The organism is Streptomyces sp. NPDC052107, from assembly GCF_040680215.1.
Taxonomy (GTDB): Bacteria; Actinomycetota; Actinomycetes; order Streptomycetales; family Streptomycetaceae; genus Streptomyces.
Window position 1 is genome coordinate 48,339 of record NZ_JBFAWG010000027.1, and the last position, 15,215, is coordinate 63,553.

The following is a 15,215-nucleotide window of genomic DNA, read 5'->3' on the forward strand; positions in this document are numbered from 1 at the left end:
CCCCGTGGCCGCCGTCCTGCCCAGGACCACCCCCATCTCCGCCGCAGCCGCCCGCAAGGCCGCCGCCCCCGCGGCCGGCCTCGCCCTCGCCGCCCTCGCCACCCTCGTCTGGTCCGGCAGCTTCGTCACCTCACGCGGCCTGCGCGACAGCGTCCCACCCGTCCAGCACGCCTTCTGGCGCTGGGTCGTCGCGCTCCTGGCCGTAGCCCCCTTCGGCGCCCGTCAGGCCTGGCGGCAGCGGACACCGATCCGTCGTCACGCCCGCTATGTCCTCCTCGTCTCCCTCCTCGGCGTCGCCTCCTACAACACCCTCGTCAACCAGGCCGGGCTGACCACCCCGGCCGCCACCATGGGCATGATCATGGCCGCCTCGCCGGTGCTCATGGCGGTGTTCGAACGGCTGGGCGGCGTACGGCTCGGCGCGCGCCGCGCCACCGGGCTGCTCATCGCCTGCACGGGTGTGACACTGCTCGTCGCCGGCGGCGCGCACTTCTCGTCCGGCAGTCTGTGGATGATCGCGGCCGCCTGCTGCTTCGCCGGCTACAGCGCGCTGCTGCGCCGCAAGCCCGCCGAACTCCACGGCACCGGCTTCCTGTTCACCACGTTCCTGGCTGGCACGGTCCTCCTGCTGCCCGTGCAGACGGTGAGCGTGAGCGTGCAGGGCTCCTTCCACCCCACCCCCGCCACCGTCCTGCCGCTCCTGTACGTCGGCGTCGCCTCCTCCGCGGTGGCCTTCTTCGCCTGGAACAAGGCCATCGCCCTGATCGGCGCGACCCGCGCGGGCATCGTCTACTACCTCCAGCCGGTCTGCGTCGCCCTGCTGTCCTGGGCGGTACTCGGCGAGACGACGGGGCTGCCGCAGCTGCTGTCGACGGCGCTGATCCTGGGCGGGGTCATCCTGGGCGCCGGCTCCCGGCGGTGACGGCGGCCGTGGGCGCGTGGTCGGCGTGTCCCAGGAGAATCATGACGTCGTGGTCCGGGCCGCCCGGCTCGGCCTGGTGCACGATCGGCCGGTGACCCTCGGTGCGGGCGGCCTCGTACGCCTCGTAGCTCAAGGTCTTGGTGCCGGTGGGGGGTGGGTGAAGTGCTTGCGGCCGTTGGTACGGCTGCGCACCTCGTATGACTGCCACAGGGCGGCGAACTCCTCGCTCCTGACCCTCAGTTCGCCGACCACACCGGTGACGTCCGGGGCGTCCGGACGGCGGCCGGCCGCCGCGCGCAGATGGGCGACGGTGGCCGCGGCCACCTCCTCACCGTTGCCGTACGGACGGCGCCGAGGGGCCCGGCAAGGAGGACTGGAGCACGGTGGACCGGTGGCTCCGGAGAGCGGCCTGTAGCGTGCGCGCATGGCCGAGTGGGACATCCGGAAGCTGCAGATCCTGCGCACCCTGCGCGAGCGCGGCACCGTGACCGCGACGGCCGAGGCCCTGCACATGACCCCCTCCGCGGTCTCCCAGCAGCTCGCCAACCTCGCCCGGCAGCTCGGCGTGCCCCTGCTTCAGGCGCAGGGCCGCCGGGTACGGCTCACCGACGCGGCCCGTCTGGTGCTGACCCACACCGAGCCGGTCTTCAAGCAACTGGAGCGCACGGAGGCCGCGTTGGCGGCATACGCCCAGGGGGAGGCGGGGGAGGTCAGGGTCGGCGCGTTCCCGACGTCCGTCCCCGCCCTGGTCGTACCGGCCGTACGGGCCCTGCGGGACACGCATCCCGGGGTGAGCGTCCGGGTGCGGGAGGCGGAGGCCGCCGAGGCGTACGACCTCCTGGCCGCCGGAGAGGTGGACCTCGCCCTGTCCCTGGCGGCCGAGGCCCCGAGCACGGCCGACCCCCGTTTCACCCAAGTCCCCCTGCTCGCCGACCCGTTGGACGTGGCCCTGCCCCCGGACCACCCGCTGGCCTCCGCCCCCGCCCTGACCCTCACCGCCCTCGCCGCCGAATCCTGGATCTTCGGCGGCAGCGGCCCCTGGTCGGACATCACCCGCCGCGCCTGTGAGGCGGCCGGCTTCAGCCCCCACCAGGGCCATTCGGCTTCCGGCTGGACCGCGATCCTCGCCATGGTGGAGGCGGGCATGGGCGTGGCCCTGGTCCCCCGTACGGCCGCGGGCCGCCGCGACGGGGTGGTCATGCGGGACCTCGGGGCGGACGGCCCGGTCCGGCATGTCACGGCGGCGGTGCGCAGGGGCGGGGAGACGGGGCGGGCGGTGAACCGGGTGCTGGAGGCGCTGCTGGCCGCTGCCGCCGGCGGTGGTCACTCCGGGGGCTTCACCGCGTAAGGGCTCTCGAACAGCGCCCGCGGGCCATGGCGGGCGGGCGAACACATGGGCGGATCGGGGGATACCCTCCGAGGGTGTCGAATCGAGCGGTAGCAGCCGGAGTAGGTCTCGCACGGGTCATGGCGCACTGTGGGGGCAGCCCCGCGGCAGCCGTCGATCATCTGGTGGGTGCCATCGCCTCCGCGCCCGAGGACCCCGAGCCCTACGCGGTTCTGGCCGAGCTGTGGCGGGACCGGCGGTCGGAGCTGGCCGAAGTCGTCCAGGGGGCCGACTCCCTGAGGGCGGTCCTGGCGCGGTCGTACGTCAGCTTCCTCGGCGGCGACATGGACGACGCGGTGCTCGCGCTCGGGTCGGTCACCGGTGTGCGACCCGACATCGCATGGGCCGATGCCCCCTGGTTCGGCGATGAGCGGTTCCTCGGCGCGGTGAGCGCCGAAGCGCTGGCCGAAGCCGCGATGCGGACCATGGACTACGGCCGCGATCTGGACACCGAGAGCATGCGGGAACGGTTCCGGCCCTGGTTCCGGGCCGTCGACGCGGTCGCCGCCCGCGAGCCGCTGCCGGAGGCGCTCGCCAGGATGGCGATCCTGTTGCGGGCGTGCGGTCGTACCGACGCCTCGTTCGCCCTCTGTGACCGGGCGGACTCCGTAGAGCCGGTCATGATGACGGCGGTCGTGCGCGCCGGCACGTGGCGCAAGCTGGGGGACGCCGGACAGACCGTGGCGGCGTTCGAGCGCGCCCTCGCCCTGGACCCGGCCAACTGGTCGCTGTATCTCGACCTGGCCGACGTACATGCCGAGCAGGGCGACTTCGCCGAGGCGGTCCGGCGGATCGGGCAGGGGATGACGCATGAGCCGGGCGAGCTCACCCTGCGTGCGGCCGGGGCCGCCTACCGGGCCCGGCTCACCGGCTCGCCCGCCGACTTGAGCGAACTCATCGAGCTGGCGCCGAGCCTGCCGGACGACTCGTACCGCGACCTGCTGATCGACCATGCCTGTGCCGGCCCCGCCCTGCCCGCCGAGCTCGTGGCCGCGGCCCGCCGCATCCGGAACGGCTGAGGTCGGCTGCTCGGCTCCCTCAGTCCCGCCGCACCTCGTACAGGAAGCACCCGTACTCCACCGCCCGCACATGCACCACCGCCACCTCAGGGTCGGCGAAGGCCTCGGTGAGCGCGGACGGGAAGTCGTCGTCCGTCAGACGGCCGCCCAGGATCCGGCCCTCGGCCGAATACCGGCGCAGCACGCGGTGGGCGTTCGTGAAGGGCAAGGCGGGGTCCGGCGACGGGCCCGGGCAGTCCTCGGCGTGGATGAAGACCGGGCCCTGCTCGTCGTACGCCCCGGGATCGGCGCCCGTCTCGGCCGCCCAGCGGCGCAGCGGCGCGTACGACACCAGGGCGATCCGCTCGCCCGGCTCGCTGCCGCGCAGGCAGCAGCGCAGCCGGGCGCCGCCCTCCTCGTCGGTGAAGGGGGACAGGGGGCGGCCCGCGTCGTCGGCGGTCCGCAGCTCCTTGAGAACCGGGGGCTGGACGGGGCGTGCGGTGTGTGTCGTCGTCGTGTCTGTCGTCGTCATGCCTCCAGCGTCCTGCCGCGACGCCGCGCTCACCGGCGGGAACCGGACATCGCCTTCCCGGCGGGCGGCATGGAAGGATGGCGCAACCCACACATAACGAGGAGATGACCGCGTGCCTGGCACAAACCTGACTCGCGAAGAGGCGCAGCAGCGGGCCGAGCTGCTCACCGTTGACTCGTACGAGATCGATCTCGACCTCTCCGGCGCGCAGGAGGGCGGTACCTACAGGTCCGTGACCACGGTGCGCTTCGACGTGGCCCGTGGCGGTGCCGAGTCCTTCATCGACCTGGTGGCGCCGGCCGTGCACGAGGTGGTGCTCAACGGCGACCAGCTGAACCCCGCCGAGGTCTTCGAGGACTCGCGGATCGCCCTGCCGGGGCTGCTGGAGGGGCGCAACGTCCTGCGGGTCGTCGCGGACTGCGCCTACACCAACACCGGCGAGGGCCTCCACCGCTTCGTCGACCCGGTCGACGAGCAGGCCTACCTCTACACCCAGTTCGAGGTCCCGGACGCCCGCCGGGTGTTCGCCTCCTTCGAGCAGCCGGACCTGAAGGCCACCTTCCAGTTCACCGTGCGCGCGCCCGAGGGCTGGACGGTGATCTCGAACTCGCCGACCCCGGAGCCGCAGGACAACGTCTGGTCCTTCGAGCCGACCCCGCGCATCTCGTCGTACATCACCGCGCTGATCGTCGGCCCGTACCACTCGGTGCACAGCGTGTACGAGAAGGACGGGCAGAGCGTGCCGCTGGGCATCTACTGCCGCCCCTCCCTCGCCGAGTTCCTGGACTCGGACGCGATCTTCGAGGTCACCCGGCAGGGCTTCGACTGGTTCCAGGAGAAGTTCGACTACGCCTACCCCTTCGAGAAGTACGACCAGCTGTTCGTGCCCGAGTTCAACGCGGGCGCGATGGAGAACGCGGGCGCCGTCACCATCCGCGACCAGTACGTCTTCCGGTCCAAGGTGACCGACGCGGCGTACGAGGTCCGCGCGGAGACGATCCTGCACGAGCTGGCCCACATGTGGTTCGGCGACCTCGTCACCATGGAGTGGTGGAACGACCTGTGGCTGAACGAGTCGTTCGCCACCTACACCTCCATCGCCTGCCAGGCCGCCGCCCCCGGTTCGCGCTGGCCGCACTCGTGGACCACGTTCGCCAACTCGATGAAGACCTGGGCGTACCGGCAGGACCAGCTGCCGTCCACGCACCCGATCATGGCGGACATCCGCGACCTGGACGACGTGCTCGTCAACTTCGACGGCATCACGTACGCCAAGGGAGCCTCCGTCCTCAAGCAGCTGGTCGCGTACGTCGGCCAGGACGAGTTCTTCAAGGGCGTGCAGGCCTACTTCAAGCGGCACGCTTTCGGCAACACCCGCCTGTCCGACCTGCTCGGCGCCCTGGAGGAGACCTCCGGCCGCGACCTGAAGACCTGGTCGAAGAAGTGGCTGGAGACGGCCGGCATCAACATCCTCCGCCCGGAGATCGCCACCGACGCCGACGGGGTCATCACCTCCTTCGCCGTCCGCCAGGAGGCCCCGGCCCTGCCCGCCGGCGCCAAGGGCGAGCCGGTGCTGCGCCCGCACCGCATCGCGATCGGCCTGTACGACCTGTCCGCTCCGGACACGGACACTGCGGGCGGCAAGCTGGTGCGCACCGAGCGCGTCGAGCTGGACGTCGACGGCGAGCTGACGGCCGTACCGCAGCTGACGGGCAAGCGCCGCCCGGCGGTCGTGCTGCTCAACGACGACGACCTGTCGTACGCCAAGGTCCGCCTGGACGAGGAGTCCCTGGGGACGGTCACCGAGCGCCTCGGCGACTTCCAGGAGTCCCTGCCGCGGGCCCTGTGCTGGGCCTCGGCCTGGGACATGACCCGGGACGCGGAGCTGGCCGCCCGGGACTACCTCTCCCTGGTCCTGTCCGGCATCGCCAAGGAGTCGGACATCGGTGTCGTGCAGTCACTGCACCGCCAGGTCAAGCTCGCCGTCGACCTGTACGCCGACCCGGCCGCCCGCGAGTCCCTGCTGGCCCGCTGGACCGACGCCACGCTGGCCCACCTGCGTGCTGCGCAGCCGGGCAGCGACCACCAGCTGGCCTGGGCGCGCGCCTTCGCGGCAACCGCCCGCACCCCGGAGCAGCTGGACCTGCTGGAGGCCCTGCTGGAGGGCACCCAGACCGTCGAGGGTCTGGTCGTGGACACCGAGCTGCGCTGGGCGTTCGTGGAGCGCCTGGCGGCGGTCGGCCGCTTCGACGAGGCGGAGATCGCGGCCGAGTACGAGCGGGACAAGACGGCCGCCGGTGAGCGGCACGCGGCCACGGCTCGCGCCGCCCGCCCGACGGTGGAGGCCAAGGCGGAGGCCTGGGCCTCGGTGGTCGACTCCGACAAGCTGCCGAACGCCGTGCAGGAGGCCGTGATCGGCGGCTTCGTCCAGACCGACCAGCGCGAGCTGCTGGCGCCGTACGCGGACCGGTACTTCGAGGTCGTCAAGGGCGTCTGGGACGCGCGTTCGCACGAGATCGCCCAGCAGATCGCCATCGGCCTCTACCCGGCGGTCCAGGTCTGCGAGGCGACCCTCGCCAAGACCGACGCCTGGCTGGCCACGGCCGAGCCGAACGCGGCCCTGCGCCGCCTCGTCTCGGAGTCCCGCTCGGGCGTCGAGCGGGCGCTGAGGGCCCAGGCGGCGGACGCGGCGGCCGGCAAGTAGCACGGCGGCAAGGGCGCCCGGCCCGCGCGCCGGGCGCCCTTTCGCATACGCACGGCTCGCCCGCCTCGGGCGCCCTTGCCCGGCTTCCTTCGCCGCCCTCAGCGAGCGACCATCCCGCCGGTGACGTTGACGAAGGTGCCGGTGATGCCGGCCGCGAGGTCGGAGGCGAGGAAGACGGCGGTGGCGGCGACCTCGGCGAGGGTGGGGTTGCGGCGGGTCATGCGCATCGTCGCGAGGTTGTCGACGATGCCCTGGACGGCGGCCGCGTCGATAGCCGGGTCGACGGCGGACAGCTTCTCGACGGTGAACGTCTCGGGCACCCCGGCCGCCCACAGTCCCACGGCCCGCACCCCGCGCGGACCCAGCTCGATCGCCAGATTCCGCACGAGCGTGTCGATCGCGGCATCGGCCGGTCCCGTGCCGCCCATCATCGGACTGCCGTGCGCGGAGCCGCTGTTGAGGGTGAGGACGACTCCCGAGCCGCGCTCGGCCATGCGGCGCGCGGCGGCACGGGCGGTGATGAAGTTGGCGCGGACGCCGTTGATCACCGGCCGCAGGAAGTCGTCCACGGGCATCTCGGTGAGCGGGGCGCCCTGCACATCGCCGCGGGTGACGAGGTTGAACGAGATGTCGACGTCGCCGACCCCCGCGAGGTGCTCCTCCACCGCCGCCTCGTCGAGGGCGTCCACGACGGCGACCTCGGCGTCCTTGAGGCCGGCGGCCGCCGCCTGAAGCGTCTCGCGGGTTCGGCCGACGAGGTGGACGTGGGCGCCCTGCTCGGCGAAGGCGCGGGCCACCGCACCGCCGATCGAGCCGCCGGCGCCGTAGATGATCGCGGTCCTGTCGGTGAGCAGCATCATGAACTCCCTGAGGTGTGTTGTTCCGTTCGCCTGAGTAGACGTACGGCACCCCGAGCGCTCATCGCTCACAGCCGCAGCGGCAGTCCGAACGCCGGGAACAGGTGCGGTTCGAAGGAGGTGATCTCCGCGATGCGGCCCGCGGCGTCGAAGCGGAGCACGTCCAGGACCTGGGCGCGGTAGACGTTCGTACCGGGGCGGCGGACGTACCCCCCGGCCGCGAGCTGCCCGTTGGCGTGGGCGGGCAGGTGGCGCCAGTGGCCGAGGAACATGGGCGACGCCGGGTCGAGGCTCGGGCGGAGGAAGGCGAGCAGCGCCTCCCGGCCGGTGAACCAGAAGGGGTTGGGCGGCATCGTCAGCGTGACGTCCTCGGCCAGCAGTTCGGCCATCGCGTCGAAGTCGAGCCGCTCGGCGGCCGTCATGTACCGCTGGAGCGCGGCCCGCTCGGCGTCCGTGGGCGGGGTGGCCGTCCAGTCCGTACGGCTCGCGGGCAGATACTCGCGCAGAGCCGGGCGGGCGCGCTGCAGCGCGCTGTTGACCGAGGCCACGGAGGTGTCGAGGGCCTGCGCGGTCTCGGCGGCGGTGAGTCCGAGCAGGTCACGCAGGACGAGCGCGGCCCGCTGCCGGGCGGGCAGATGCTGCAGCGCGGCCAGCAGGACCAGCTCGACGGTCTCGCGCGATTCCGCGGCGCTGTCCGGCAGCTCGTCGTCCGGACAGGGCTGCAGCCAGGTGATACGGGCGGGTGGCTCGCCGGTGCCGTGGTCCATGCCGGGCAGCGGCTCGTAAGCCTGCGGGCGGCGGGCGGTACGGCGCTGGAAGTCCAGGCAGGCGTTGGTCGCGATGCGGTACAGCCAGGTACGGGCGCTGGCCCGGCCCTGATATGCGTCCCGGGCCCGCCAGGCCCGCAGGAACGTCTCCTGGACCAGGTCCTCGGCGTCGTCGTAGGAGCCGGTCATGCGGTAGCAGTGGGCGCGGATCTCCCGGCGGTGCGATTCGGTGAGCACGGCGAAGGCGGTCTCGTCGAACGGTGTGCCGTCGTATTCCGTCACGGGGGCGTCAGTGACAGAAACCGTGTCGGCAGGTTCGGTCCCCCGGTTTTCCGTCACGGCGGAGCCGGTGACGGAAACCGCGTCGGTTCCGGGGCTTTCCGACACGCCGGGCCCCGTGACGGAATGGTCCGCGGTCTCCAGGGCGACATGGCCTGCGGTCTGCTGCGCGACGCGGGCGATACGGCGCAGCCGGGCCACGGAGGCGGACAGTTCGGTCACACCCGCGTACAGGGCGGCGGCCGGCCTCGGCACCAGCGAACCCGCCTGCCGGCCGACCGACTCGATCAGCTCCTCCAGGCCCCCGCCGCCGTCCTGCCGCTTGCGGTACGCCTTCTGCCGGCAGGCCGCCGAGCAGTACACCGAGCTACGGCCCCGGCGCCCGGCCCGCGCCGGAAGAGCACCGCCACAGGTCGCGCACGTGTCCACGCCCACCTCCCGCTCCGCATTCGGTTCGGCGATCCTCGCGCACCGGGGCCGTATCCGTCAGGGCTCGTGCCAACTTGGGACACGGAGGACGGCACAGGGGCGGCCACGTGACCGTGACCGCCCCTGCGACGCAGCTGAGGGTTACTTCGCGGACAGCTCCGCCGCCACCAGCTCCGCGATCTGGACCGCGTTCAGCGCGGCGCCCTTGCGGAGGTTGTCGTTGGAGATGAACAGGGCGAGGCCGTTGTCCACCGTCTCGTCGCGGCGGATGCGGCCGACGTACGAGGGGTCCTGGCCGGCCGCCTGCAGCGGGGTCGGGATGTCGGAGAGGGCGACGCCCGGGGCCCCTGCGAGCAGCTCGGTGGCGCGCTCCGGGGAGATCGGGCGGGCGAAGCGGGCGTTGACCTGGAGGGAGTGGCCGGAGAAGACGGGCACGCGCACGCAGGTGCCGGAGACCTTCAGGGCGGGGATCTCCAGGATCTTGCGGGACTCGTTGCGCAGCTTCTGCTCCTCGTCGGTCTCGTTCAGACCGTCGTCGACGATGTTGCCGGCCAGCGGGAGCACGTTGAAGGCGATGGTGCGCTTGTACACGTTCGGCTCGGGGAAGTCGACCGCCCGGCCGTCGTGGGTCAGCTTGTCGGCCTCGTCGGCGACCTTCTGCACCTGGCCGTGCAGCTCGGCGACGCCCGCGAGACCCGAGCCGGACACCGCCTGGTACGTGGCGACGACCAGCGCTTCAAGGCCGGCCTCCTCGTGCAGCGGCTTGAGGACCGGCATCGCGGCCATCGTGGTGCAGTTCGGGTTGGCGATGATGCCCTTGGGGCGGTCGGCGACCGCGTGCGGGTTCACCTCGGAGACGACCAGGGGTACATCCGGGTCCCTGCGCCAGGCGGAGGAGTTGTCGATCACGACGGCGCCCTGGGAGGCGACCTTCTCGGCCAGCGCCTTGGAGGTCGCGCCACCCGCGGAGAAGATGACGATGTCCAGGCCGGTGTAGTCGGCGGTCGCCGCGTCCTCCACCGTCACCCCGTCCAGCACGGTGCCGGCCGAGCGCGCCGAGGCGAACAGGCGCAGCTGCGTCACCGGGAAGTTCCGCTCCGCGAGGATCCTGCGCATGACCGTGCCGACCTGACCGGTGGCTCCGACGATTCCGACCCTCACAGTGACTCCCTCTTTGTGTCTCGTGCATGACCGGGGCTTTTCCATCATGCGGCCGACCCCGGTCCGCCTGTCCAATTCTTTGCGCGGCGTGCCCGAGGAATGGGACACGATCACCCGGCGGACGGTTCCGTACCTCCGTCGAACACCCCGCTGAGCTGGAGAAATTCCCTCCGCCGGGTGCCCGGGCCGCAAGCTGTGCTGTCCCGTGCCTGCCCGTGCGGTTCCCGGCCACACGACGATGTGACGTACGCCTCTGCGACCGCCGGAAACCGGTCCGAACGTTTCGGCCCGCTGCCGCGTCGTAGGGGCAAACGCGTGAGGGGGTGGCTTGTGCTGCGCGGAGGGGCGCGCCGCGACCAGGGGGCGTACGCCGCCGGTACGGACCGTGGGGACCGTACCGGCGACGACCCGCTGGACGCGGCACAGGAACGCCGGGTGCGGGCGGTGCTCGCGCTCGGCGGGGTGCCGCAGTCAGACCTGCCGGACGGGGTGCAGCAGGTCCGGCTGCGGCTGCTGGAGCGGACCGCGAGCGGGCGGGAGGCGCCGCGGGACGTGTCGGCGTGGGCGGCGGTGGTCGCCTCCAACCTCGCCATGGACTGGCACCGGGCCAAGCGGCGCCAGGAGCGGCTGGGGGAGCGGCTGGCCGCGCTGCGCGAGCCCGCGCACCCCTCCGGCGAGGAGACCAGCCTGCTCTCCCTCGCCGTCGCCCGGGGCCTGGACGACCTGCCCGCCGCCCAGCGGCAGGTACTCGTCCTGCGCTTCTTCGCCGACCTGCCCGTCCGGGCCATCGCCGAGGAGCTGGACATCCCCGAGGGCACGGTCAAGAGCAGGCTGCACACGGCGGTCCGCGCCCTGCGCGACCGCCTGCACGAGGACGAGGTGGTGTGACGTGACCGCCGGACACGGAAGCGCGGGGGAGTACGGCGGCATGGACGCGCTGATGGCTGCCGTCACCGGGGAGCCGCTGCCCGACGAGGCCCGCCGGGACCACGGCTTCCTCGCCGAGCACCGGGCCGCCGAGGCCGACGTCGCGGTGCTGAAGGAGCAGCTGATCTGGCTCGCGGAGGCATTGACCGGGGAGCGGGCGAACGGGAACGAAACGGAGCCCGGGGAGAGTCCTGGGCCGGTGCCGCGGCCTCGCGGAGTCACACGGCCGGCACGCGCCGGTCGCCGCCCCCCGCGGCCCCCGCGGCCGGGCCGGCCTTCCGGGCCCCGCCGGGCGTTGCGGGTCGCGTTCGGGTCCCTCGCGGGGGCCGCGGCCTTCGCGCTGGTCGTCGGGTTCGGCTGGATGGTGACGCACACCGGTGCCTCGGACGACAACAGCGCGAGCTCCGCGGACAAGAGCGCGGGTGCGGCCCGGGCCAAGGTCTCCGGGGACGGCGGGCGCCCAGCCGACCCGGAACTCGACCTGGCCTGCTCCCGGCTGGTCGTGGAGGGCACCGTGGCCAAGGTGGAGGCGCAAGAGCGGTCCCCCTGGAGCCGGATCACGCTGAAGGTGATCCGTTCCTACAAGCCGGCGCACGGACCGGCCGAGGTCGGCTTCCTGCTCGACAGCGGCGCCGAACCGGCCCCGCGCACGGGCCAGCACGTCCTCGTCCAGGTCGGCGTGGGCCACGAGAACGCGAGCCTGTGGGCCGTCGGCGACACCCGCGTCGCCGTCAACCGCGCCTGGATCACCAAGGCGCTGCCGAAGTCCCGGCACATGACCTGCCCCACCGAGGAGGCGCCCACCGACAAGCCGTGAGGGGCGGGTGTCCCCCCGGACACCCGCCCCTCACCGAAGGCACCCTGTCGTTACGGCGTGACCTTCTCGATCTTCACGCTGCCCACGCCCGCGACCGTGCCGCGCGCGTTCACCAACTGGACCTGGCCGAAGAACTCACGGCCCGCCGGGGCCTGTGCCGCGGCCGTGACCTGCCCGGTGACCGTGGCCGAGTCGCCCGTGCCGAGCTTGACCGGGGCCGAGTCGTCGACCATGACCGAGCCGAGCGTGGGGGAGAAGAACACGTCCCGGTAGTCGTAGTCGGTCGAGCCGGACGGCACCGAGTAGCCGACGACCTTGATGGTGTACGTACCGGCGGCCGGGGACGGGATGGAGACCGCCTCCTCGGAGTCGCCGTCGGCGGACTGCGCGACCTGCTTGCCGTTCGCGTCGTACACCGTCAGGTCCAGGTCGGCGGAGGCGTCCGAGACGTCGCCGATGGCGACATCGAGGGACTTGGCGCCGGCCGGGACGTCCACCGTGGTGGTCTGTGTCTCGCCCTCCTTGATGGACGGGCGGGCCGTCTTGGCCGAGCCGAGCGGGCCGCCGACCGGCTTGCCGTCCAGGGCCGCATACGTGTTGGTCACCTTCCAGGAGACGGCGGCCGGGCTGCCGACCTTGGCCTCGGGCACGGTCACGGTCTCCGGGTCGAAGGCCGCGCCGAGGACGGCGACGTCCAGCGTGTACGGGTTGTCCAGCAGCGGGGACGTACGGCGGGACTCCACCTCCACCTCCCAGACGCCGGGTTGCGGGTCGGCGTAGGAGCGCACGTCGGGCTTGCAGCCGTTGCCGTCCAGGTAGTTCGGGTAGCAGTACGGGGTGCCGGTGTTGTCGACCGGGACGCCGTACGGGTGGATGGCGATGAACCGGGTCTGGCTCTTGTCCTTCAGTCCGCCGATCGCCACCTTCAGCGACTTCGCGCCCTCGGGCACGGTCAGGAAGTAGGACCGAGTGCTGTCGCGCTGCACCGAGTTCGTCGCGGTGTAGGTGTAGTGCACCGGGGTGGAGACGACGACGGCGGTGAGGATCTGCTTGTCGATCCCCTCGGTGAACGGGTCGTCGACGTCCAGGATGGCGCTCTTGATGCCCGCCGCCCCCGGGGCCGCCTGCACCTTCACGGTCACCGGCTGGTTCAGGGGCAGCCGCACGAGGTCGTCGCCGAGGATCCGGAAGGTCGCGCCGGCGTTGTTCTCGAAGCCCAGCTCGTGCCAGACCGCACGGTCCGGGCCGGAGGTGCGGGTGATGGTGATGTCGTACGTCTTCTTCTCGCCGGCCTTCAGACCGCCCTCGCGGTCGTACAGGCCGGTGCCGTACCCCGGGGTCTTCAGGGCCTGGTCGAGCGCGGTGTCGACGGGCGCCTTGACGGTGTAGTCGTGCGCGGAGGCGTCGTCCTTGATCGCCTCCCAGGCGTCCACGATGTCGATGAGGCCCGCGCCCTCCTCGTACGCCTGAACACCCTTGATGTGCTGGGCCGTCGACGTGAGCGCCGTGCGCAGCTTCGCCGGCGTCAGGTCGATGCCCTTCTGCTTGGCGGCGCTCAGCAGCAGCGCACTGGCGCCGGCGGCCTGCGGGGAGGCCATCGAGGTGCCCTGGAGCATGGAGTAGCCGGCCGGCAGCGAGTAGCCCGCCTCGGTGACCGGTGAGCCGGGCAGCCAGGTCTGGGTGGAGTTGATCGCGGCGCCGGGCGCGACCAGCGTCGGGGCGAAGCCGCCGTCCTCACGCGGGCCGCGCGAGGAGAACGGCATCATCTGGTACTTCTTCTCCACGGCCGAGCCGTAGTTCGCGGCCCAGGTCTCCTTGGAGATGGCCGCACCGACCGAGATCACCTTGTCGGCGAGGCCCGGGTCGCCGATGGTGTTGGCGCCGGGCCCGGAGTTGCCCGCGGAGATCACCAGCTGGACGCCGTAGGTGTCGATCAGCCGGGTGTACAGCTCGGCGCGCGCGTTGTTGCCGTCGTTCAGCGCCGGCAGGCCGCCGATCGACATGTTGACGATGTCGACACCGCGGTTCGCGACGAGGTCGATCATGCCCTCGGTGAGGGCCACGTTGGTGCAGCCGCCGGTCCAGGTGCAGGCGCGGGCGGAGACGATCTTCGCGCCGGGGGCCGCGCCGTTCATCTTGCCGCCGAACAGGCCGTTCGCGGCCGTGATGCCCGCGACGTGCGTCCCGTGCTCGGACTCGATGACACCGATGTTGACGAAGTCCGCCTTCTTGCCGACCCAGGACCCGCCGTAGGGGTCCATCGGCACGTCCTTGCGGATCTGTACGACGAACGGCACCCGCTCGGCCACGTCGGTCTTCGGGTCGTCGGTGCCGAAGTACCCGACCTGGTAGCCGTCCTTGTACGGCTTCATCGGGGTGTCGTCGGTGAAGTCGTGGTCGTTGTCCAGGTCGACGGTGACCGTGCCGGCCGCCGGGTCGTGCAACACGCCCCAGCTGTCGGTCGTGTCACCGTCCCGGTTCAGGTCGCCCTTCTCGTCGCCGCCGGTGGTCGCGGACTCCTTGAAGGTGCTGATCTCGTACGAGCCGGAAGACGCGGTCCAGGTCGCGCCGCCGTAGGAGAAGCTCGGCCCGGAGACGGCGGTGACCATCGGGCGCCAGGTGGCGTCGCCGTCCACGATCGGGTCGGTCGAGGTCACCCAGTCGACGATCTTCCGCTCGCCCGTGCTGGTCTTCTGCAGCGCCGGGTGGCCGAGGTCGACGCCGGAGTCGAGGATGCCGATGGTGATGCCCCGGCCGTCCCACTTCGGGTGGTCCTGGACGAAGTCGACGGCGCCGGTCTCGAAGGACGGGTTGTACGGGTTCTTCGCTGGGGTGTTCCTGCCGGGGGCCGGGTAAGTGCCCGTCGTGGAACCGGAGGTGGCGCCGCTCGGCGTCGGGTCGTCGAGCGGAATCTCCTGCTTGAGGTCGATGGCGTGCACCGAGGAGAGCTTGGCGGCGGCCCTGATCGCGGCGTCGGCCCGGGCCGTCGGCACGGTGGCGCGGACGTAACCGAGTTTGTCGTAGGTACGGCCCACCGAGCCGCCCTTGACCGAGTCCAGCTCCTCGGCGACCTGCCCGGTCTGTCCCGGGGCGGTCGCGATCATCATCGTGACGTTCTTGTCGCCGTCGGCCTTGGCCTCGGCGAGCAGATCGGCGTCGTCCGAACCGAGCTTGTCGTGGGCGGACTTGACGTCGGAGTCGTACTGCCCCTGTGGGGCGGGCGGGGTGTCCGCGGCGAGGGCCAGGGGTATCGGCCCGGCCGCGGACAGGGCGGCCACCGCGCCCACGGCCACGGCTATGCGGGCCAGGCGTCTCGGACCGGGTATGGGATCACGCTCGGGCGTGTGGGTCATCGGCATCCCTCAGGTCAAGGAATTGAGCGGACGAGGGCGCTCAGCCTTACCCAAGGGACTGTTCTTTGGGGATCGTTGACCG

General features: G+C 72.2%; 13 protein-coding genes. 6 read left to right on the top strand and 7 right to left on the bottom strand.

Annotated features, from left to right (window positions below; translation table 11 throughout):
• Nucleotides 1-34 precede the first annotated feature (34 nt).
• Nucleotides 35-922 carry an EamA family transporter gene (locus AB0M27_RS26180; protein ID WP_365724712.1) on the top strand — a complete coding sequence of 296 codons (888 nt, stop codon included), beginning with the start codon at nucleotides 35-37 and terminating at the stop codon, nucleotides 920-922.
• Here the strand turns inward: AB0M27_RS26180 and AB0M27_RS26185 are convergent.
• Both AB0M27_RS26185 and AB0M27_RS26190 read right to left on the bottom strand, forming a co-directional pair.
• Nucleotides 894-1,055: a hypothetical protein gene (locus AB0M27_RS26185; RefSeq protein ID WP_365724644.1), complete on the bottom strand. Its 162-nt coding sequence runs from the start codon at nucleotides 1,053-1,055 to the stop codon at nucleotides 894-896. The genes AB0M27_RS26180 and AB0M27_RS26185 overlap by 29 nt on opposite strands.
• Nucleotides 1,052-1,435, bottom strand: a complete 384-nt coding sequence (locus tag AB0M27_RS26190) for a hypothetical protein (protein ID WP_365724646.1) — start codon at nucleotides 1,433-1,435, stop codon at nucleotides 1,052-1,054. Before AB0M27_RS26190 ends, AB0M27_RS26185 begins: the two co-directional genes overlap by 4 nt.
• On the opposite strand from AB0M27_RS26190, the gene AB0M27_RS26195 reads away from it, so the two are divergent.
• Both AB0M27_RS26195 and AB0M27_RS26200 read left to right on the top strand, forming a co-directional pair.
• On the top strand, nucleotides 1,347-2,270 hold the full coding sequence (locus tag AB0M27_RS26195) for a LysR family transcriptional regulator (protein ID WP_365724651.1): 924 nt from the start codon (nucleotides 1,347-1,349) through the stop codon (nucleotides 2,268-2,270). The two genes, AB0M27_RS26190 and AB0M27_RS26195, sit on opposite strands and share 89 nt — an antisense overlap.
• A 119-nt stretch (nucleotides 2,271-2,389) precedes the next feature.
• Complete coding sequence (locus AB0M27_RS26200; protein WP_365724653.1) at nucleotides 2,390-3,328, top strand: tetratricopeptide repeat protein; 939 nt, start codon at nucleotides 2,390-2,392, stop codon at nucleotides 3,326-3,328.
• A 19-nt stretch (nucleotides 3,329-3,347) separates the two neighbouring features.
• Here the strand turns inward: AB0M27_RS26200 and AB0M27_RS26205 are convergent, their stop codons facing one another.
• Nucleotides 3,348-3,839 carry a DUF1203 domain-containing protein gene (locus tag AB0M27_RS26205; protein WP_365724655.1) on the bottom strand — a complete coding sequence of 164 codons (492 nt, stop codon included), beginning with the start codon at nucleotides 3,837-3,839 and terminating at the stop codon, nucleotides 3,348-3,350.
• Between the two features lie 112 nt (nucleotides 3,840-3,951).
• Here AB0M27_RS26205 and pepN point away from each other — a divergent pair, with 112 nt between their 5' ends.
• Complete coding sequence (gene pepN, locus AB0M27_RS26210; RefSeq protein ID WP_365724657.1) at nucleotides 3,952-6,543, top strand: aminopeptidase N; 2,592 nt, start codon at nucleotides 3,952-3,954, stop codon at nucleotides 6,541-6,543.
• A gap of 98 nt (nucleotides 6,544-6,641) precedes the next feature.
• Here the strand turns inward: pepN and AB0M27_RS26215 are convergent, their stop codons facing one another.
• From AB0M27_RS26215 to AB0M27_RS26225, 3 genes are all read right to left on the bottom strand, one after another.
• Nucleotides 6,642-7,400 carry an SDR family oxidoreductase gene (locus AB0M27_RS26215; RefSeq protein ID WP_365724714.1) on the bottom strand — a complete coding sequence of 253 codons (759 nt, stop codon included), beginning with the start codon at nucleotides 7,398-7,400 and terminating at the stop codon, nucleotides 6,642-6,644.
• Nucleotides 7,401-7,468: 68 nt separating this feature from the next.
• On the bottom strand, nucleotides 7,469-8,881 hold the full coding sequence (locus tag AB0M27_RS26220; RefSeq protein ID WP_365724659.1) for an RNA polymerase subunit sigma-70: 1,413 nt from the start codon (nucleotides 8,879-8,881) through the stop codon (nucleotides 7,469-7,471).
• A 135-nt stretch (nucleotides 8,882-9,016) separates the two neighbouring features.
• Complete coding sequence (locus AB0M27_RS26225) at nucleotides 9,017-10,036, bottom strand: aspartate-semialdehyde dehydrogenase (RefSeq protein WP_365724661.1); 1,020 nt, start codon at nucleotides 10,034-10,036, stop codon at nucleotides 9,017-9,019.
• A gap of 330 nt (nucleotides 10,037-10,366) precedes the next feature.
• Between AB0M27_RS26225 and AB0M27_RS26230 the strand changes: the two genes are divergently transcribed.
• Complete coding sequence (locus tag AB0M27_RS26230) at nucleotides 10,367-10,924, top strand: sigma-70 family RNA polymerase sigma factor (RefSeq protein WP_365724716.1); 558 nt, start codon at nucleotides 10,367-10,369, stop codon at nucleotides 10,922-10,924.
• Between the two features lies 1 nt (nucleotide 10,925).
• Nucleotides 10,926-11,780 (top strand): hypothetical protein, encoded by an 855-nt coding sequence (locus AB0M27_RS26235; RefSeq protein ID WP_365724663.1) that lies wholly within the window; start codon nucleotides 10,926-10,928, stop codon nucleotides 11,778-11,780.
• A gap of 50 nt (nucleotides 11,781-11,830) precedes the next feature.
• Here the strand turns inward: AB0M27_RS26235 and AB0M27_RS26240 are convergent, their stop codons facing one another.
• Nucleotides 11,831-15,133 (bottom strand): S8 family serine peptidase, encoded by a 3,303-nt coding sequence (locus tag AB0M27_RS26240; RefSeq protein WP_365724665.1) that lies wholly within the window; start codon nucleotides 15,131-15,133, stop codon nucleotides 11,831-11,833.
• Nucleotides 15,134-15,215: the final 82 nt, after the last annotated feature.

Bases quoted from the DNA above. Each gene is read 5' to 3' on its own strand.
- AB0M27_RS26195 (WP_365724651.1), top strand. From the start codon at position 1,347: ATGGCCGAGTGGGACATCCGGAAGCTGCAGATCCTGCGCACCCTGCGC.
- AB0M27_RS26190 (WP_365724646.1), bottom strand. From the start codon at position 1,435: ATGTGCAGGGCCTCGGCCGTCGCGGTCACGGTGCCGCGCTCGCGCAGG.
- AB0M27_RS26200 (WP_365724653.1), top strand. From the start codon at position 2,390: ATGGCGCACTGTGGGGGCAGCCCCGCGGCAGCCGTCGATCATCTGGTG.
- AB0M27_RS26205 (WP_365724655.1), bottom strand. From the start codon at position 3,839: ATGACGACGACAGACACGACGACGACACACACCGCACGCCCCGTCCAG.
- AB0M27_RS26215 (WP_365724714.1), bottom strand. From the start codon at position 7,400: ATGCTGCTCACCGACAGGACCGCGATCATCTACGGCGCCGGCGGCTCG.
- AB0M27_RS26240 (WP_365724665.1), bottom strand. From the start codon at position 15,133: ATGACCCACACGCCCGAGCGTGATCCCATACCCGGTCCGAGACGCCTG.